Raw genomic sequence first — 17,096 nt, forward strand, 5'->3', positions numbered from 1 at the left:
CTACATGGGGGGATCGTTCGCCTTAGTGAGTTCCTCTCAATCCTTCTTCAATGCCTGAAAAGCTTCAATCGCTGCCTTGCGGCTTGTTTTAAGGTCCACTACGGGTGCCGGATAGCGCACCGGGCGGCCGTCGCCGGGCTGATGAATGCGTTTGCTGTCCATATCTCTCAGTTCCGGGACCCAGTAGCGAATGAACGTGCCATCCGGGTCGAACCGCTGGCTCTGGGTGACCGGATTGAACACCCGGAAGTAGGGCGCGGCATCGGTGCCGGTGGAGGCACTCCACTGCCAGCCGCCATTGTTGGAGGGCAGATAGCCGTCCGCCAGGTTCTGCATGAACCAGGCCTCGCCTTCGCGCCAGTCGATGAACAGATTCTTGGTCAGGAACATGGCCGTCACCATCCGCAGCCGATTGTGCATCCAGCCGGTTTCCCGGAGTTGTCGCATGGCCGCGTCAACGATCGGGATGCCCGTCTTGCCGGCCTTCCAGGCCTCGAAGAGCGGGCCCGCTGGATGCCAGGAGAGCGCTTCGGTGTCCGGTTTGAACGCCTGATGCCGGCTGACCCTGGGAAAGTGGTAGAGGATATGGATATAGAAGTCACGCCAGGCGATCTCGTTGATCCAGGTCTGGATGCCTTCCGAACCGGGGCGGTCCATCATGGCAGTCCGTGCGGCCTGCAGACACTGACGCCCCGAGAGAATACCGCTGGCGAGATAGGGCGACAGCAGGCTGGTCGCCGGTTTCGCGGGGAAGTCGCGCTCCTCTTTATAGCGGTCACCGCCATCCTTCAGGAACCCTGTCAACGCACGATGGGCGGCCTCTTCACCGGTATCGACCAGCGGCGGCACGTCGCGGGCGAAGTCCTCCGGCACCGCCGGAATGGCCGCAGGCGACACGGGCTCGCCCACCGGCCCCGGGGCTGGTAGTGGCTGGCAGTCATTCTGCTCGGTCCAGGCGCGCCAGCGTTTCGAAAACGGGGTGAAAACGGTATATGGGTCGCCCTGCTGGGTCTTGACTGACCCCACGGGCGCCACGGTCTGGTCACGGTACTTCAGTACCGTGACGCCGTGCTCAGCCAGTTGGTCCCGGGTTGCCCGGTCCCGTCGGCGCTCGTTCACGGCATATTCTTCATTGAAATGCACTCGTGAAACCCCGTGCTGGCGGCACAGCTCGCCTAGCGCCTCAACGCTGTTACTGAACGTGTGGACGGTGCGGATGTCCATCGGGATGCCCCGCTCCGCCAGGGCCGACGTCAGGGTTGCCAGGTGCCGGTGGATCAACTGGACACGGGCGGGGGACCAGTCATGGGCCTGCCACTGGTCTGGCGTTATAAAGAAGCATGCCCGGACCGGCCCGCCATCGTGGCAGGCGGCCGTGAGCGCCGGATTGTCCGCGACGCGGAGATCGTTTCGAAACCAGACGAGTGACGTCATGAACCCTGCCTTTTGGCTCTCTGATGAGTAGGTGGTGTAACGACGATATGGTACCGGTCACCAGGAGGATTGTTCGCGGAAAACAGGACATTGGATTATATTGGGGCGGACATTCGGGAAAATCCGGTGGTTTCGGCTTTTCCCAAAGGCCGCACAGAACGGGATGACAGCATGACGGTAACAGATTCGGACCAACGGGACGACGATGGTCTGGTACGACTTGGCTGGCGTGAATGGGTCGGGCTGCCGGATCTCGGCATCCGCCGGATCAAGGCAAAAGTGGATACGGGGGCCCGCACCTCCTGCCTCCACACCTTTGAGATGGAGACGTACGACCGGGGCGGCGAGCGCCGGGTCCGATTCCGCGTTCATCCCGAGCAGTACGATCTTGAGACGGTTATCGAATGCGATGCAAAGGTTCTGGATGAGCGGATGGTGACCGACTCCGGCGGGCATCAGGAAGAGCGCCTTGTCATTGAAACCACGGTGTTGGTCAGTGATCATCGGTGGCCTATTGAAATGACCCTGACCAATCGTGATTCCATGCGGTTTCGCATGCTGCTGGGACGAACCGCCCTGAAAGGTCGCGGGTTCGTTCACCCCGAGTATTCATTTCTGGCCGGAGAACCGGTGAGCGGGAGTTCACTATGAAAATTGCTGTGCTGTCACGTAACAAGTCGCTGTACTCCACTCGGCGACTGGTGGAGGAATGTCTGAACCGCGGTCACGAGGCCCGGGTGATTGACTGCCTGCACTGCTATATGAACATCACCTCGGCCAAGCCGGAGATCCACTACCGGGAAGAAGTGCTGGACGGCTACGACGTCGTGATCCCGCGGATCGGCGCCTCGGTCACCTTCTACGGCTCAGCGGTGCTGCGCCAGTTTGAGATGATGGGGGTGTTCCCGGTCAACGAATCGGTGGCCATCAGCCGGTCCCGCGACAAGCTGCGCTCGCTCCAGCTACTGGCCCGCAAGGGTGTGGGCATGCCGGTGACCGGTTTTGCCAACAAGCCGGACGATGTGCCGGAGCTCATCAAGATGGTGGGCGGTTCGCCCGTAGTGATCAAGCTGCTGCAGGGTACCCAGGGTATCGGCGTCGTGCTGGCGGAGACCAGGAAGGCGGCCGAAAGTGTGATTGAGGCGTTCATGGGGCTCAAGGCGGACATCCTCGTTCAGGAGTATGTGAAAGAAGCCGGTGGCGCCGACATCCGCTGTTTTGTCATCGGAGACAAAGTGATCGCGGCGATGAAGCGTCAGGCGGTCGAAGGGGAATTCCGCTCCAATCTGCACCGCGGAGGCAGCGCTTCGCTGGTCCGTATTACCCCGGAGGAGCGCCGTACCGCGGTGCAGGCGGCTAAGGCCATGGGGCTGAACATCGCCGGCGTGGACCTGCTGCGTTCCGGTCGGGGGCCGCTGGTCATGGAAGTGAATTCCTCTCCCGGTCTGCAGGGCATTGAAACCGCCACCGGGAAGAACGTGGCCGGCATGATCATCAACTGGACGGAGAAAAACCAGAAGCCCTGGAAGACCCGCACCAAGGGGAGAGGCTGAGATGGCGCGGGCACCGTTTCGAATTGCGGGAGAGGAGATTCCCGCCGGCACCCGAAAGACGGTGGAGGTCCCGGTCGCCAAGCTCTATACCCACACGCCGCTGCACATTCCCGTGGAGGTGGTACACGGTCGTCGTTCGGGCCCGGTGCTGTTGGTGTGCGCGGCCATTCACGGGGACGAGATCAACGGCGTCGAGGTGATTCGCCGGGTCCTGCGTTACGGCGCCTTGCGTCACCTTCGGGGCACACTGATCGCGGTGCCGATTGTCAATGTGTTCGGGTTTGTTCAGAAAACCCGCTATCTTCCGGACCGGCGCGACCTGAACCGGTGCTTTCCAGGGTCGGAAACCGGCTCTCTGGGTGGGCGTATCGCCTATCTGTTCCGCACCGAAATCATGCAGAAGGTCACGCACGTCATTGATCTGCACACCGGGGCGATCCACCGTTTCAACCTCCCACAGATTCGTGCCGAGCTGGACAACCAGGCCTCACTGGAGCTGGCCGAAGCCTTCGGTGCGCCGGTCATCCTCAACTCGGGTCTGAGGGAAGGATCGTTGCGGGAACTGGGTGACTCACTGGGCGTCCCGGTCATTACGTTCGAAGGGGGCGAGGCACTGAGGTTCGATGATGTCGTGATTTCCTCCGGGGTTCATGGCGTCGTCCGGGTGATGCGCAAGCTCCAGATGCTGCCCCGCAAGGCGTCCCGCATCAAGGTGACCAATCGCTCGGAGACGGCCCGGAACTCCGTCTGGGTTCGCGCCGAAATCGACGGCATCATGCGTCCGTCGGTCAGGCTGGGGCAGCGGGTGCGCAAGGGCCAGAAGCTGGCCATCATCGCTGACCCGTTTGGCGCCACCGAGTCCCCGGTCAAATCCACCGTCACCGGCATCGTGATCGGCATGAACAACCTGCCGCTGGTGAACGAAGGCGATGCCATCTACCACATTGCCCGTTTCGACGAACTGGACGAGGCCGAGAAAACCCTCGACGATTTCCGCTCGTCCATGGACACGGAGAACAACGACCCGGTACAGCCGGACCAGCCGTGGGATGAGAATCGGGATTGAGAGAGTGAGCCACGGAAGAACACGGAAATCACGGAAGGCGCGTCCCTTCGGACGCTAGAAACAGGAAAGTCGCAAGTGACAAGTTACAAGTGCTTTTGTTGTGGGCGATCACCCGGCGGGTGAAATGCGACCTTTGACAGGCGCTTGCCCGACGCATTTTTATGTTTGATTTGCAACGTGTTGCTTTAAGCTTGCCACTCTCTTTGTCCGTGCTTTCTGTGTTCTTCCGTGGCGAACGCCGTCTTTAAAGATTCGCCTCCGCAAACTCCGCCAGCACCGACCTCGGCACACCCTGCAGATGAATATGCCCGCCGTGGCGGAAGCCTCGGAAGCGTTCGGTCATGTAAGTGAGGCCGGAACTGAGGCCGCTCAGGTACGGGGTATCGATCTGGGCGAGGTTGCCCAGGCAGATGACTTTGGAGCCGTTGCCTGCCCGCGTGATGATGGTTTTGAGCTGGTGTGGCGTCAGGTTCTGCGATTCATCAATGATGATCAGACTGTGCTGGAAGCTGCGACCGCGGATGTAGTTCAGGGATTTGAAGTACAGCGGCACTTTGCTGAGGATGTAGTCCACGCTGGCGGACATGTTCTCATCGTCTTCGTGCAATGCTTCCAGGTTGTCGACGATGGCGCCGAGCCAGGGTTCCATCTTCTCCGCCTCAGTGCCGGGCAGGAAGCCGATGTCGGCATCCAGGGCCTGGGTTGAGCGGGTCGCGATGATGCGCTTGTACTGGCGGCTCGCCACGGTCAGCTCAATGCAGGCGGCCAGTGCGAGAATCGTCTTGCCGGAGCCGGCCGAGCCGGTCAGGTTCACCAGATGCACCTCCGGATCCATCAGCAGGTCCAGCGCCATCGCCTGGTAGATATCCCGGGGTTGCAGCCCCCAGACTTCCCGCTCGGTGATACCGGCCTGGGACAGGTCCTCAAGAACGATGCGCTCGCGATCACTCTGGGTGACGCGACCGATAAAGCCCTGCTCGTCCACCACAAACTCGTTGACCGTGAGGTTTTCCAGACCCGCCTCGCGCCTCAGCACGTGTTCGGTCACCCCGTCCCGCTGGGCGGTCTCCACCTTTGGAATACGGTCCCAGAAAGAGCCCTCGAACTCCTGATAGCCCTGCGGGAGCAGATCGATGTCATCAATGAGCTGGTCGTTGTGGTAATCCTGTGCCTCCACGCCAAAGCCCCGCGCCTTGAGGCGCATGTTGATGTCCTTGCTGACCAGAATCAGGTCACGGTCCGGGCTCCGGCTCTGGAGGGCGGCCAGGGTGTTGATGATCTTGTTGTCGTTGAGATGCTCGGGCAGCACGTGAGTGCTGCTGTGCTCTGTGCTCATCAGGATCGAGAGCGTCCCGAGCGGCTCAGCTTTCTCCGCCCGGACGATCGGCACCCCCTTTTCGATGTCGTGGGGGCTCGCGTCCCCCAGCAGACGATCGATGTTCCGGATGGCCTGGCGGCAATCGGCGGCAACGGTCTGTTTTCCGGATTTGAGGCTGTCGAGTTCCTCGAGGACCGTCATCGGGATGATGACATCGTGTTCCTCAAAGTTGAGAAGGGCGTTGGGATCGTGGATCAGGACGTTGGTGTCGAGGACATACATGATTTTCCGCGAGTGCGGTGCTGAGGCCATAGTGCTGGCATCCTCCCGGTGGACAGGAATGGCGGCGTCGCGGCAGTGGCGGGGTGGTCCGCTACTGGGCGCAGCGCCTCGTCAGGTCATTGTCGGAAATCAGCTTGAGCATGTCGTACGTGGTGATAATACCAGTCACCTCGCCATCCCGTGTGACAAAAATACGGTGCAGGTGTTCTTCCATCATCTGCGCGGCAATGTCCCGGACTGGCGTGTCTTCCGTTACCGACAGAACGATGGGCGTCATGATGTCCCGGACTTCGACCGGCAGACGGCTCATCTCCTCGAAAATGAACATCCTCAGCCGGCGCGCTTCCTGCTGTTCCTCCGGAGTCAGGCGGGCTTCGGAGTCGGACGCCTCAGAGGCATTCCAACGGAATTCCGCCACGTCCTTGAGCGTGGCGATACCGACAATGCGACCTTCGTCATCACAGACCGGGCTGCCGGTAATCTCGTTGTCGGTGAGAAAGCGGGTGAAACGGTCCATGGTCCAGGACTGGGGAACGGCCTTGACGCTTGGCGTCATGATCTCGCGTGCGAGAACGGTCATGGGTGTGTTCCTGTGTTTGCTCGCTGGTCTGATTCTCAGGTTAGACGTCCGATCAACTGGCGTCATCCCCCGAGTCATCGGGACGTTTTACCACATTCGTGAGTTTGCCGTTATGAAAAACCAGCCGGTGACCGGCATAGCGCGGTTCGTGGACGACATCCCGCAAAGCCTTGACGGACTGGAAGGGAATGTCCACGAGCAGGCTGTTCACCAGCCAGCTGGGAATCGAGCCGTTGGGCTCGGTGTGCTGTACCCAGGTCATTCGGGTCTGCCCGTTTCCGACCGGCGTAAAGCGGTAGAGTGTGTCCGACTTGGTGACCCGGACCATGCCGTCCTGTTTCGGATGGTGCCCCTTCACGGCGCTCATCCGCACTTCTACCGTGCCGCTGCCCGGCTCGCCCCGGGTCAATACATGCAGCACGTAATCCCGATCGGATACGGGCCAGGGCATATCGTTCACCGAGTACGCAAAGCGATCCCGGAAGGTGCCGCTCAGATTGCGGGCCGCCGTGCAGTTGTGTACCCACTTCATGCAGGATTGGGGGTGAGCCATTACCGCCATGACCCGGGAGACGGGGACATCGAACGTCGTGGAGGCCCGGAAGGCCTGGAAGTCCGATCCCGGCAGATCGGCGGTTTCAACCACGATGCCGTCGCTGTCCTGTTGAACGGCCCAGTCCGCGTCCTTCGGGGGCAGGGCCGGGCCGGCCAGGGCCAGGCCGGGCATGAGCAGGGTGAGAAGACACACGATGAATCTCAAGGCGTCATCCTTTCTTCCTTGGGTGACTGGCGATAGCATGCCCGGAACTGTCACGGGCCGTTTGGCTCCGGAGTCTATCATGTTGATAACGACCGGACTGTTACTCAGCCGGCAATCTCGCGAAAGGGACGCACATGAAGCTGATTGATGAACGGGGCCAGCCCCGACTGGGGCGACTGGTTGCGCCAGTCGATGAGCTGAATTATCGGGACTATGACCTGCGTACGCCAATGGATCGACCCCGCAGTCGACTCGCCCGGCGCTGGCGCTTCAATCAGTTCCAGTTCGTCAGCGCGATGGGGCCGGACTGGTTGTTGGGGCTGGCGATTGTTGATCTGAAGTTGGTCAGCACGGCCTTCTGCTACACCTTCGACTTCCGGTCAGGCGAGTTGAGCGAGCGCAGCTGGATGCGGCCGCTACCCGGAGGCACCCGGTCGGATCCCTTTCCGGAATCGGGGACGACCGCCTTCCGTCGGGGCGACTCAACACTGACCATCCAGGGTCAGGGGACCGCTCGTGAGGTCAGGGTGGACGCGCCGGACCTGGCCCTGGATCTGCGCCTGATGGCGGACGAGGCACCACTGCGTGTCTGCAGCCAGGCGGGCTACACCGGTTGGGTCTATACCCGTAAATCGGCGGGTCTGCCCGTGTCGGGCCGTTTGCGGTGGGGTGGCCGCGAGCGGGTTCTGGATGCCACCATGCGGGGGAGCATCGACTGGAGTGCGGGTTTCATGCGCCGTGAAACCGCCTGGAACTGGGCCTGTCTGGCCGGCGAAACGGCGGATGGCCAGTCGCTGGGGCTGAATCTGGCGGCCGGGGTGAATGAGACGGGCGTTACGGAAAATGCCCTTTGGCTTGGAGGTCGGTGCCTTCCGCTCGGGGCGGCGATCTTTCGCTTCCGCCGGTATGACACCAGTGCGCCCTGGCGGATAACAACGGACGACGGCCGGGTCGACCTGGTTTTCGAGCCGGCGGGTGTTCGCAGGGAGAGGTTGAACCTGGGGCTGCTGGCGTCCAATTTTCGTCAGTTTCCGGGGACGTTCCGGGGGACGGTGCCTGATGAACAGGGGCGGGTCCTGTCCATCATCGATCAGCGCGGGCTCATGGAAGACCATTTCGCCCGCTGGTGACGGAATGGCCGGATGACCCGCCCGTCAGTGTTCCGGCAGAGTCACGTTCAGTTCCAGCACGGAGCACTCATCGTTACGGTCCAGCTCCACCTGCACCTGATCGTCCTCGATTTCCACGTATTTGCGGATAACGGCCACCAGTTCCTGCTGCAGTTTGGGCAGATAGTCCGGTTGCTCGCGCTGGCCGCGTTCGTGGGCGACGATGATCTGCAGTCGCTCCTTGGCGACACTGGCGGACGTGTTCTTCTTACGGCTCTTGAAATAGTCGAAAAAACTCATGCCGCCTTACCCCCCGAAAACGCGTGCCAGGAATCCCTTCTTGTCCGCCTTGAGGAAACGGAATTCGCGCTCCTCACCCTCCAGGCGGGCCACCGCATCGTCGTATGCCTGTCCGGCATCGCTCTCGTCCTCCAGAATGACCGGCAGCCCCTGGTTCGAGGCGTTCAGGACAATCTGGGACTCGGGAATCACGCCGAGCAGCGGAATCGCGAGAATGTCCGACACATCCTCGACGGACAGCATCTCGCCACGCTCGACCCGATCGGGGTTATAGCGGGTCAGCAGCAGGTACTCCTCGACCGGGTCCAGCCCCTTCTCGGCGCGCCGCGACTTGCTCTGCAGAATGCCCAGAATACGGTCGGAATCCCGCACCGAGGAGACTTCCGGGTTGGTGGTCACGACGGCGGCATCCGCAAAGTAGAGTGCCATCAGGGCGCCGTGCTCGATGCCGGCCGGCGAGTCGCAGACGATGTAATCGAACGTCTCGGACAGTTCGTTCAGGACTTTCTCAACGCCTTCAAACGTCAGCGCTTCCTTTTCGCGCGTCTGGGACGCCGGCAGGATGTAGAGGGAGTTGACACGTTTATCCCGAATCAGCGCCTGGTTCAGCGTCGCTTCGCCCTGGATCACGTTGACGAAGTCGTACACGACCCGGCGTTCGCAGTTCATGATCAGGTCGAGATTGCGCAGGCCCACATCAAAGTCGATGACCACGGTCTTGTGGCCGCGGCGGGCCAGCCCGGTACTGATGGAGGCGCTGGTGGTGGTTTTGCCAACGCCGCCTTTGCCTGAGGTTACGGTGATGATCTTAGCCAAGGTTGCAGTCCTGTTTGCTGTGGTTCTGGTTGCGGCCCGGTCTGCGGGCCTTTGCGACTACGCGAGTGGTGATACCGCCAGTACGTTTTCTTTGAGTTGTATCTGTGCTGGCGCCTTCCAGCCTTTCTCCTGAAGATCTTCGGAGATTTTATAGTGCCCGGCGATGGAGACAAGCTCCGCTTCCAGAGACTGGCAGAATACCCGGGCGGTGTGCCGTCCGTGAACCCCTGCCAGCGCCCGGCCGCGAAGGGGGCCGTAGACGTGGATGTTGCCGGCGGCCAGTACCTCGGCACCGGCCTGGACCGGCGCCAGAATGATCAGGTCGCCATCCGGTGCGTAGATCTGCTGGCCGGAACGCACAGGCTGGGTGATCAGCCGGGATTCGGCCGGTACGGTCTGTTCCTGTTCCACCGGACGGGCCGCTTCGGCGGTCGGTTCCGGTGAGGGGGTGTCCTGCGAGGCCGTTTCCTGGTCCGGTCCGGCCGGACTTTCCGGGCGTGAGGATGCAGGCAACAACGCCAGTGAGGCGTTGCGCGCCAGTCGCTGCTGATCCTCGTCGCCTCCACGGACGGCAACCACGTGCATGCTGTGACGGCGGCAGATGCCGATCAGTTGGAAAAAATCCAGCTCACTGGACGGTCCCTTGTACCGTGACAGGTCCACGACGAGCGGGATGTCCCGGAAAAATCCCGGCGCCTGGCGGATTTTGTCGCGGAGGGTTTCCTCGAATGCCTCCACCTCGAAGTAGCGCAGTTCGAGGGCGGTCAGGGGTACATTGGCGCCCTTGAGCTGAAAGCAGGGCATCGTCTGCAGGGCATCCGCGTCCGGCATGTACGGTGGTCTCCAATGATTGGTTCCTGGAACCCGGGGCGACCCGGTTCGCGCGATGGTAGCACGTAACCGGGCCCTGTCGTGGATTACCATGTGTTCGGAATTGGTCGATGAGGCCCTGAGTCATCAACCGCCGCCCTGTGCTAGCATGGTGCTGTATCGATATACAGGTAAGTGGCATGAGGACGAGTGAGGACAGCGGTCGTCCCCGCAAGATTATCCACCTCGACTGCGACTGTTTTTACGCAGCCGTGGAAATGCGTGACGATCCGACCCTGCGCCAGGTGCCGCTGGCCGTCGGCGGTGCGGGCGGTCGGGGCGTGGTCACCACCTGCAATTATCTGGCGCGGGAATATGGCATCCGCTCAGCCATGCCGGGTAGTGAGGCGCGGCGCCGCTGCCCAAATCTGGTGACGGTGCCCACCGACATGCCGCGGTACAAAGCCGTTTCGAAGCAGGTGATGACCCTCTTCCGGGAGCTGACTGACCGGCTGGAACCGCTGTCGCTGGACGAGGCCTTTCTGGATGTCACCGATGTGACGGATCACCACGGCAGCGCGACGCTGATGGCCGAATACCTGCGCGAACGGGTACGCCGGGAGATCGGGATCACGGTGTCGGCCGGCGTGGCGCCCAACAAATTCCTTGCCAAGGTGGCCAGCGACTGGAACAAGCCGGATGGGCTGCATGTGGTCACGCCGGACGATGTGCCGGCTTTTGTGCAGGCGCTGTCCGTGGATCGGCTGTTCGGTGTCGGGCCGGTCACGGCACGCCGACTGAAAGAAATGAACGTGAGTACCTGTGGCGATCTCCAGGCCGTGGCGCCTGATCGCCTCGTGGCCGCCTTTGGTAAACAGGGGATTCGGCTCCATGAGATGGCGTATGGGCGCGATGATCGGCCGGTGGTGGTGACCCGTCAGGCGAAGTCCGTCAGCGTCGAGCGTACCTTTGACCGGGACCTGCCGGATTATCCGGCGTGTGAGTCGATGCTGGCGACACTGGCGGAGGATCTGCGAAACAGACTTGCCCGGCGCCCCCGGGAACGCCCCATCCACAAACTCTTCATCAAGATTCGCTACAGTGATTTTTCCACCCACACGCTGGAACGGGTCCGGCCCGACGTGCAGGCCCCGGAGGGCGATGATTTTCGGCCACTTCTGGACGCCATCTACCCGGACGACGCCCGGCCCGTCAGATTGCTGGGCCTTGGTGTGCGGTTCCGCGAAGACCACGCGCCGCGTCAGCAGTTGAGTCTGTTTTGATGAGCCACGGAAAAACACAGAAAAACACGGAAGAAACACCCGGGGTCATTCACGGACCTCCGGCAGCGGGGTGGCCTGCCGCATCGTGAGCGCCTCCGAGGCGCTCTTTCGTGTCTTTCCGTGTTTTTCTGTGGCGACTTATCCTTTTCGGCTGACGTCACGCCAGACCGGCCAGGGTCACGGCTGATAACCCCAGAATCACCCCCAGCAACGCGCCGGCCAGTACATCGGTCGGATAGTGCAGCCCCAGAATGACCCGCGAAGCGGCGACGCACAGCGCGAAGGGCAGCACGGTCAGACCCACCATTGGTAGCGTCATCAGCAGGATGGTTGTGAAGCCAGTGGCGTGCAGTGTGTGGCCGCTGGGGAAGCTGTAGCGATCGAGTGGCGGTGTGCCGCAGTGAATGACCGGATTGTTGATGAATGGTCTTTCGCGTACCAGATGCTGCTTGAGGAAGCGATAGCCCAGTGTCCCGGTCAATCCGGCGAAGGCCATGACCAGGGCGATCGGGCCCCCGTGCGCGGGGCTGATGATCGGAAGTGCCAGGATCAGCAGGTACCAGGCGATGCCGTCACCAAGGCGGCTGACAACCCGGAAAAACGGCAGCACGAACCGGAAGCGCAGTGTCCGGTTCATCTGCTGGCACAGCGTCTGCTCGAGCTGGTCGGCGCGATCAAACAGGTGGAACACTTTGTCGGCGGGCATGTCCGATCTCCTCCTGGGGTGTCTCCAGTATCAAGCGCTCGAACCGGGCGATGAGGTTCGGCCAGTCGAGCTCCAGTGCGTCCTGACGGGCCCGTTCCCGAACATGCCTGCGGAACGCCGGTTGGTCCGTGAGCCGCAGTGCCGCGTTGACGAAGCCGTCGTCGTCACCAACGGGGACGGTCATGCCATTGGTCTGTGGGTGGATCAGTTCACCGGCGGCGCCGTCCTGAAAGGCCACGACGGCGAGGGAGCTGGCCATTGCCTCGGTAACGACGTTGCCAAACGTTTCGGTCTGGCTCGGGAACAGAAACAGATCGCCGGAGGCGTAATGGCGGGCCAGATCCTCGCCCCGGCGCATGCCACAGAAGATGTAGTCGGGGTGTTTTTCCTCAAGGCTGCGTCGCATGGGGCCGTCGCCCACCAGAATGAACCGCGCTGAGGGGTGGAGCCGTCGAAGCCGTTCAAAGCAACTGGCGGCGAGGTTGATGTTTTTCTCAGCGGCAATCCGCCCGACATACAGCACGGCGATTTCGTGGTCGGCCAGCCCCCACTCGGCCCGGAGGCTGGCGTCTCGGAAGGCCGGCGAGAAACGTTGGCAATCGACACCGCGACTCCAGATCCGGGCGTTGTGAATGCCCATCTGCTCCAGGGCCTGGCGGGTCCGTCTGGTTGGCACCAGCGTGCGCTGGGTGCGGTTGTGGAACCAGCGCATGTAGGCGGTGATTGCCCGCTCCAGAAACGCGACGCCGTAGTGACGGGTGTACTGGTGAAAGTTGGTGTGGAAACCGGAGCAGACCGGAATCGACAGTGCCCGGGCCGCTCGCACGGCAGCGAGTCCGAGAGGCCCTTCCGTTGCGACATAGATAGCGGTGGGGCGTTGGCGGCGCCACAGCCGCCGCAGTCGCCGCCAGGACGTCATGCCAAAGCGCAGCTCCGGATAGCCGGGTAGGGGGAGCCCGGTCACGATCGTCGTTTCGCCTCTGGCCACGACCGTTCCCTGATCGGTATCTTGGGGTTCGCTGCGTTGCCGGGGCCGAACGACCGATACGCGGTGACCCCGGTCGCCGAGCCCCTCACAGAGGCGTCCCAGGGTGTGGGACACCCCGTTGATTTCCGGCGGGAAGGTTTCCGTCACGATGACGATGTGTGTCGACGTTGCTGGCACAGTAGGGTCCCCGTAGAGCTGACCGGTGACTGGTTATTCTGTGGCCAGTCTGTCGCCCGCCTGTGACACTCGGGCGACGAGAGAGTGACATTTTCATGACTGCTCACCCTGTGTGGGCGATCCGTTGGAGGACGATATGCGCAAGCGCGAACTGGGCCGGACGGGACTGGACGTCAGCGCCCTGTGTCTGGGGACCATGACCTGGGGCGAACAGAACACGGAAGCCGACGCCTTTGAGCAACTCGACTGCGCCATGGAGCAGGGCATCAATTTCATTGATGCGGCGGAGATGTATCCGGTTCCGCCGCGTGCCGAGACGCAGGGGGAGACGGAACGGTATCTGGGTAACTGGCTCGCCCGGCGTGGGCGCCGGGACGATCTGGTGATCGCCTCCAAGGTGACGGGGCCGGGGAATGGATTGAAGTACCTTCGGGGTGGTCCGCGCCTGAATCGCCAGCACATCCGGGAGGCTGCCGAGGCCAGCCTGACCCGCCTGCAGACGGATTATCTGGACCTGTACCAGGTTCACTGGCCTGAGCGCCCGGCGAACTATTTCGGGAAGCTGGGTTACCAACCGATCGAGCGCAGTGACATCACGCCCATCGAGGACACCCTGGCGGCGCTCGCCGAGCTGGTTGAGGAAGGCAAGGTGCGCCATATCGGCATCTCCAACGAGACGCCCTGGGGCACCATGGAGTACCTGCGCCTTTCCGAGAAGCATGGCTGGCCACGCATTGCCAGTATCCAGAATCCCTACAATCTGCTGAACCGGTCCTTCGAGGCGGGGCTGGCGGAAATCGCGCATCGCGAGCAGGTCGGGTTGCTGGCGTACTCGCCCCTGGCATTTGGCATGCTGAGCGGCAAGTACGTCGGCGGGCGCAAGCCGGAGGGCGCACGGTTGACGCGGTTTGAGCGTTTCGCCCGATACACCACGGAACAGGGCTACGCCGCGACGGAGGCCTATGCGGAGCTGGCGCAGGAAGCCGGCCTGTCTCTGGCGCAGATGGCTCTGAGCTATATCAACAGCCGCCCGTTCCTGACCAGCAACATCATTGGGGCGACGACCCTCGGGCAGCTCCGGGAGAACATCGGCACCATGGACCTGACACTGCCGGACGATCTGCTGGAGCGTATCGAGGCGGTTCACCGGCAGTACACGTACCCCTGTCCCTGAAAGGCTGTGGATAACGGTTTATTGACGTTTCTTAACATTGGGTAACGTCAAAGAGCCGTCAAATGACGAACGGTTCACGTCCTGTCTGCTCGTGATTGGATAAGATTTCACCATCGTTAACAATCACTCAGACGGGGCGACCCGATGATACTGCGACTGTTCCTCATCATGCTGCTGGTCAACACCGCCGCCTTTGCCGTCAAGGCGAAGGCGGAGGAGCCGATCTCGTTGCAGGAACTCGAGGAGACCAGCGTGGAAAGGCTTCAGAACGCGATGGCCGGAGACTTTTCGCCCACAGGCCGGGACGATGCCCTCACAGAGATCGGTTCCCGGCTGCTCTCCTGGCAGTTCTCGGAGGATGTGACGGAGGGTCGGCGCTACGCGTCAGACTCCATGGAGGCCAAGCACGGTGTCGCGTTGATTGAAGAGGGTGCCTGCCTCAACCTGAAGTGGCAGTTCTGATCGCACGGATGTCTCCCCATTACCCCACAGCCCGTCCCTGTGGCGTACAATCCCTCCCTGACTGTTTTGAACGGAACGGGAGTCCGTCGTATGTCGGAGCGTCCAGAGCGATTGTTGGATACCGAGGCCTGTGTGGATGCCGTCATCGCCCGGGTCGGCCGCCAGATCACGCTGGGGCTGCCATTGGGGCTGGGCAAGCCGGTCCATCTGGTAAATGCCCTCTACCAGCGTGCCTGCCGCGACCCGTCGCTGGAGCTGCATATCGTCACCGCCCTGTCCACTCTCGTTCCGGCCGGCGGTGTCTCGTTGGAGAAGCGCTTTCTGGGCCCGTTCACCGAACGCGTGTATGACGGGGTTCCGGAACTGGCCTACGCTCGCGATGCCCGCGGCAAGCAGTTGCCCCGCAATGTCCGGGTGTCGGAGTTTTTCTTTCAGGCCGGCTCCCAGCTCAATAACCCGGATCAGCAGCAACACTATATCTGTACCAACTACACTCATGCGGTACGGGATCTGCTCGCCATGGGCGTCAATGTGGTCGGTCAGATGGTGGCGCCTCATCCTGACGACGATGACGTCCTCAGCCTTAGCTGCAACCCGGACCTGAGCCTCGATCTGGCGCCGGTGTTGCGTGAACGGGCGGACGCCGGGGCGCCGGTCATGCTGGTCGGCGAGACCAACCGCAATCTGCCCTATCTGGGGAATGATGCCCGGGTGGCGTCTGATCTGTTCGATCTGCTTTACGACCGGCCCTCGGATGATTACCCGCTGTTTCCAGTCCCGGAGCAGCCGATCAGCGCCGCGGATCACCTCATTGGTTTCTATGCCAGTGCTCTGATTCAGGACGGCGGGACGCTGCAGGTGGGTATCGGGTCGCTGGGGTCGGCGCTGGTCTACAGCACCGTTCTTCGTCACACCCAGAATGCCGCCTGGCGGGCGGTGTTCAATAAGCTCGATGTGGCAGGACGTTTTCCGGTGGTGACCGAGTGGGGCGGTACGGAGCCGTTCCGGGAGGGGCTCTACGGCTGTAGTGAGATGCTGGTCGACGGGTTTCTGGAGCTGATAGACGCCGGCATCCTGACGCGGGAGGTGTACCCGCATACCCGGCTGCAGACGCTGCTGAACGAGGGGCGGCTGGATCGAACCGTGTCGCTGGCAACGCTCGATACCCTGCGGGAAGCCGAGCTTATCCACTCGCCATTGCGTGCCCGGGATGTCCAGTGGCTTCAGCAGTACGGCGTACTTCGGGATGATCTGGTCTTTCGGGGCGGCCGACTCAGCGTCGGGGATCATACTCTCAGCCCGGATCTGGATGACGACACGGCTCGCGCCCGGTTCGAGCAGGTGGCGCTGGGCACCCGCCTGAAGGGCGGAACGGTGCTCCACGGCGGGTTCTACATTGGTCCGGAGCGATTCTATGAGCGGCTGCGGTCATTATCCGATGAACAAGCCCGGCGCCTGTGCATGACCAGCATCGGGTTCATCAACCATCTCTATGATCACCGGTTTGGCAACCAGGCATTGAAGACCGCCCAGCGCCGGGAGGGCCGGTTCGTCAATTCCGCCATGATGGCCACCCTTGATGGCGCGGTGGTGTCTGATGGGCTTGAGGACGGCCGGGTCGTCAGCGGCGTGGGCGGTCAGTACAATTTCGTCGCGATGGCGCAGGAGCTCCCCAGGGCCCGTTCGATTCTGGCGCTGCGCAGCACCCGTGTGTCGGGTGGCGACACCGTTTCGAACATTGTGTTCTCTTACGGACACTGCACCATACCGCGCCACCTGCGTGACATCGTCATCACCGAGTATGGCATCGCGGACCTGCGTGGTCGGCCAGACTCCGAAGTGTATCTGGAGATGATCCGCATTGCCGACGCGCGTTTCCAGCCGGAACTGCTCCGGCAGGCCCAGAAGGCGGGCAAGGTTCCGCGCTCGTTCCGCCTGCCGGAGGCGTGGCAGCGGAATACACCGGAACGGGTCCGGGAAGCGGTCGCCATCGCCGGAGCGGACCGGTTCCCGGCGTTCCCGTTCGGGTGTGCCTTCACGGACGAGGAGCGCCAGCTGATGACCGCGCTGAGTCACCTGAAATCCGTCACAGGTACGCGCCGGCAACGCATGAAAACGCTCTGGCGGGCGTTGCGCGAGGCGCCGTTCGAGGACGGCGAACGCCCGCTGCTGGAGCGAATGGGGTTGCATGAGCCGGAACGGTTCCGGGACCGCATCGACCAGCGGCTGCTGGTGCACGCACTGCGACGCGTGACATCAAACCAAGCCTGATTGAGAG

Annotated in this window: 17 protein-coding genes; 8 read left to right on the forward strand and 9 right to left on the reverse strand. The window is 62.2% G+C overall.

Annotation, left to right across the window (positions count from 1 at the left end; all coding sequences use genetic code 11):
• Nucleotides 1-36: 36 nt before the first annotated feature.
• Nucleotides 37-1,434, reverse strand: a complete 1,398-nt coding sequence (gene phrB, locus C8D92_RS00660; protein WP_116918172.1) for a deoxyribodipyrimidine photo-lyase — start codon at nucleotides 1,432-1,434, stop codon at nucleotides 37-39.
• A gap of 171 nt (nucleotides 1,435-1,605) precedes the next feature.
• On the opposite strand from phrB, the gene C8D92_RS00665 reads away from it, so the two are divergent.
• From C8D92_RS00665 to C8D92_RS00675, 3 genes are read left to right on the forward strand one after another with little or no spacing between them, the layout of a single operon-like run.
• Nucleotides 1,606-2,085, forward strand: a complete 480-nt coding sequence (locus C8D92_RS00665) for an ATP-dependent zinc protease family protein (RefSeq protein WP_095609842.1) — start codon at nucleotides 1,606-1,608, stop codon at nucleotides 2,083-2,085.
• On the forward strand, nucleotides 2,082-2,987 hold the full coding sequence (rimK, locus tag C8D92_RS00670; protein WP_095609775.1) for a 30S ribosomal protein S6--L-glutamate ligase: 906 nt from the start codon (nucleotides 2,082-2,084) through the stop codon (nucleotides 2,985-2,987). Before C8D92_RS00665 ends, rimK begins: the two co-directional genes overlap by 4 nt.
• A gap of 1 nt (nucleotide 2,988) precedes the next feature.
• Nucleotides 2,989-4,053: a succinylglutamate desuccinylase/aspartoacylase family protein gene (locus C8D92_RS00675; RefSeq protein WP_095609774.1), complete on the forward strand. Its 1,065-nt coding sequence runs from the start codon at nucleotides 2,989-2,991 to the stop codon at nucleotides 4,051-4,053.
• 244 nt (nucleotides 4,054-4,297) lie between these two features.
• Here the strand turns inward: C8D92_RS00675 and C8D92_RS00680 are convergent, their stop codons facing one another.
• From C8D92_RS00680 to C8D92_RS00690, 3 genes are all read right to left on the reverse strand, one after another.
• Nucleotides 4,298-5,653, reverse strand: coding sequence for a PhoH family protein (locus C8D92_RS00680; RefSeq protein ID WP_095609773.1), 1,356 nt, complete (start codon nucleotides 5,651-5,653; stop codon nucleotides 4,298-4,300).
• Nucleotides 5,654-5,744: 91 nt separating this feature from the next.
• A complete protein-coding gene (locus C8D92_RS00685; RefSeq protein WP_095609772.1) occupies nucleotides 5,745-6,233 on the reverse strand; it encodes a CBS domain-containing protein in 489 nt (162 codons plus the stop codon).
• Nucleotides 6,234-6,285: 52 nt separating this feature from the next.
• The gene (locus tag C8D92_RS00690; RefSeq protein ID WP_243402316.1) at nucleotides 6,286-6,993 is read right to left on the reverse strand and encodes an START domain-containing protein; all 708 of its coding nucleotides are present in this window, start codon (nucleotides 6,991-6,993) and stop codon (nucleotides 6,286-6,288) included.
• Nucleotides 6,994-7,127: 134 nt separating this feature from the next.
• On the opposite strand from C8D92_RS00690, the gene C8D92_RS00695 reads away from it, so the two are divergent.
• Nucleotides 7,128-8,123, forward strand: coding sequence for a DUF2804 domain-containing protein (locus tag C8D92_RS00695; protein ID WP_116918174.1), 996 nt, complete (start codon nucleotides 7,128-7,130; stop codon nucleotides 8,121-8,123).
• A 24-nt stretch (nucleotides 8,124-8,147) separates the two neighbouring features.
• Here the strand turns inward: C8D92_RS00695 and minE are convergent, their stop codons facing one another.
• From minE to minC, 3 genes are read right to left on the reverse strand one after another with little or no spacing between them, the layout of a single operon-like run.
• Nucleotides 8,148-8,402: a cell division topological specificity factor MinE gene (minE, locus tag C8D92_RS00700; protein ID WP_095609770.1), complete on the reverse strand. Its 255-nt coding sequence runs from the start codon at nucleotides 8,400-8,402 to the stop codon at nucleotides 8,148-8,150.
• Between the two features lie 6 nt (nucleotides 8,403-8,408).
• The gene (gene minD, locus C8D92_RS00705) at nucleotides 8,409-9,218 is read right to left on the reverse strand and encodes a septum site-determining protein MinD (RefSeq protein WP_116918175.1); all 810 of its coding nucleotides are present in this window, start codon (nucleotides 9,216-9,218) and stop codon (nucleotides 8,409-8,411) included.
• Between the two features lie 57 nt (nucleotides 9,219-9,275).
• Nucleotides 9,276-10,049: a septum site-determining protein MinC gene (minC, locus tag C8D92_RS00710; RefSeq protein WP_116918176.1), complete on the reverse strand. Its 774-nt coding sequence runs from the start codon at nucleotides 10,047-10,049 to the stop codon at nucleotides 9,276-9,278.
• Nucleotides 10,050-10,228: 179 nt separating this feature from the next.
• On the opposite strand from minC, the gene dinB reads away from it, so the two are divergent.
• The gene (gene dinB / locus C8D92_RS00715) at nucleotides 10,229-11,311 is read left to right on the forward strand and encodes a DNA polymerase IV (protein WP_116918177.1); all 1,083 of its coding nucleotides are present in this window, start codon (nucleotides 10,229-10,231) and stop codon (nucleotides 11,309-11,311) included.
• Between the two features lie 157 nt (nucleotides 11,312-11,468).
• Here the strand turns inward: dinB and C8D92_RS00720 are convergent, their stop codons facing one another.
• A complete protein-coding gene (locus tag C8D92_RS00720) occupies nucleotides 11,469-12,017 on the reverse strand; it encodes a phosphatase PAP2 family protein (protein ID WP_116918178.1) in 549 nt (182 codons plus the stop codon).
• The gene (locus C8D92_RS00725; RefSeq protein WP_116918179.1) at nucleotides 11,986-13,182 is read right to left on the reverse strand and encodes a glycosyltransferase family 4 protein; all 1,197 of its coding nucleotides are present in this window, start codon (nucleotides 13,180-13,182) and stop codon (nucleotides 11,986-11,988) included. Before C8D92_RS00725 ends, C8D92_RS00720 begins: the two co-directional genes overlap by 32 nt.
• A 136-nt stretch (nucleotides 13,183-13,318) precedes the next feature.
• Here C8D92_RS00725 and C8D92_RS00730 point away from each other — a divergent pair, with 136 nt between their 5' ends.
• The 3 genes from C8D92_RS00730 to C8D92_RS00740 all read left to right on the forward strand — a co-directional run bounded on the left by C8D92_RS00730 (nucleotide 13,319) and on the right by C8D92_RS00740 (nucleotide 17,089).
• Complete coding sequence (locus tag C8D92_RS00730; RefSeq protein ID WP_095609764.1) at nucleotides 13,319-14,356, forward strand: NADP(H)-dependent aldo-keto reductase; 1,038 nt, start codon at nucleotides 13,319-13,321, stop codon at nucleotides 14,354-14,356.
• A 144-nt stretch (nucleotides 14,357-14,500) separates the two neighbouring features.
• Nucleotides 14,501-14,818, forward strand: coding sequence for a hypothetical protein (locus C8D92_RS00735; RefSeq protein ID WP_116918180.1), 318 nt, complete (start codon nucleotides 14,501-14,503; stop codon nucleotides 14,816-14,818).
• Between the two features lie 90 nt (nucleotides 14,819-14,908).
• Nucleotides 14,909-17,089 (forward strand): acetyl-CoA hydrolase/transferase C-terminal domain-containing protein, encoded by a 2,181-nt coding sequence (locus tag C8D92_RS00740; RefSeq protein ID WP_116918181.1) that lies wholly within the window; start codon nucleotides 14,909-14,911, stop codon nucleotides 17,087-17,089.
• The last annotated feature ends 7 nt before the right edge of the window (nucleotides 17,090-17,096 follow it).

This window comes from Tamilnaduibacter salinus (genome assembly GCF_003096655.1).
Classification (GTDB): Bacteria; Pseudomonadota; Gammaproteobacteria; order Pseudomonadales; family Oleiphilaceae; genus Tamilnaduibacter; species Tamilnaduibacter salinus.

What these genes read in the sequence shown, in the direction of transcription:
- C8D92_RS00695 (WP_116918174.1), top strand. Translation starts at nt 7,128, where the DNA reads ATGAAGCTGATTGATGAACGGGGCCAGCCCCGACTGGGGCGACTGGTT.
- C8D92_RS00720 (WP_116918178.1), bottom strand. Translation starts at nt 12,017, where the DNA reads ATGCCCGCCGACAAAGTGTTCCACCTGTTTGATCGCGCCGACCAGCTC.
- C8D92_RS00735 (WP_116918180.1), top strand. Translation starts at nt 14,501, where the DNA reads ATGATACTGCGACTGTTCCTCATCATGCTGCTGGTCAACACCGCCGCC.
- C8D92_RS00675 (WP_095609774.1), top strand. Translation starts at nt 2,989, where the DNA reads ATGGCGCGGGCACCGTTTCGAATTGCGGGAGAGGAGATTCCCGCCGGC.
- phrB (WP_116918172.1), bottom strand. Translation starts at nt 1,434, where the DNA reads ATGACGTCACTCGTCTGGTTTCGAAACGATCTCCGCGTCGCGGACAAT.
- C8D92_RS00680 (WP_095609773.1), bottom strand. Translation starts at nt 5,653, where the DNA reads ATGTATGTCCTCGACACCAACGTCCTGATCCACGATCCCAACGCCCTT.
- C8D92_RS00665 (WP_095609842.1), top strand. Translation starts at nt 1,606, where the DNA reads ATGACGGTAACAGATTCGGACCAACGGGACGACGATGGTCTGGTACGA.
- C8D92_RS00730 (WP_095609764.1), top strand. Translation starts at nt 13,319, where the DNA reads ATGCGCAAGCGCGAACTGGGCCGGACGGGACTGGACGTCAGCGCCCTG.
- minC (WP_116918176.1), bottom strand. Translation starts at nt 10,049, where the DNA reads ATGCCGGACGCGGATGCCCTGCAGACGATGCCCTGCTTTCAGCTCAAG.
- dinB (WP_116918177.1), top strand. Translation starts at nt 10,229, where the DNA reads ATGAGGACGAGTGAGGACAGCGGTCGTCCCCGCAAGATTATCCACCTC.
- C8D92_RS00685 (WP_095609772.1), bottom strand. Translation starts at nt 6,233, where the DNA reads ATGACCGTTCTCGCACGCGAGATCATGACGCCAAGCGTCAAGGCCGTT.
- rimK (WP_095609775.1), top strand. Translation starts at nt 2,082, where the DNA reads ATGAAAATTGCTGTGCTGTCACGTAACAAGTCGCTGTACTCCACTCGG.
- C8D92_RS00740 (WP_116918181.1), top strand. Translation starts at nt 14,909, where the DNA reads ATGTCGGAGCGTCCAGAGCGATTGTTGGATACCGAGGCCTGTGTGGAT.
- minE (WP_095609770.1), bottom strand. Translation starts at nt 8,402, where the DNA reads ATGAGTTTTTTCGACTATTTCAAGAGCCGTAAGAAGAACACGTCCGCC.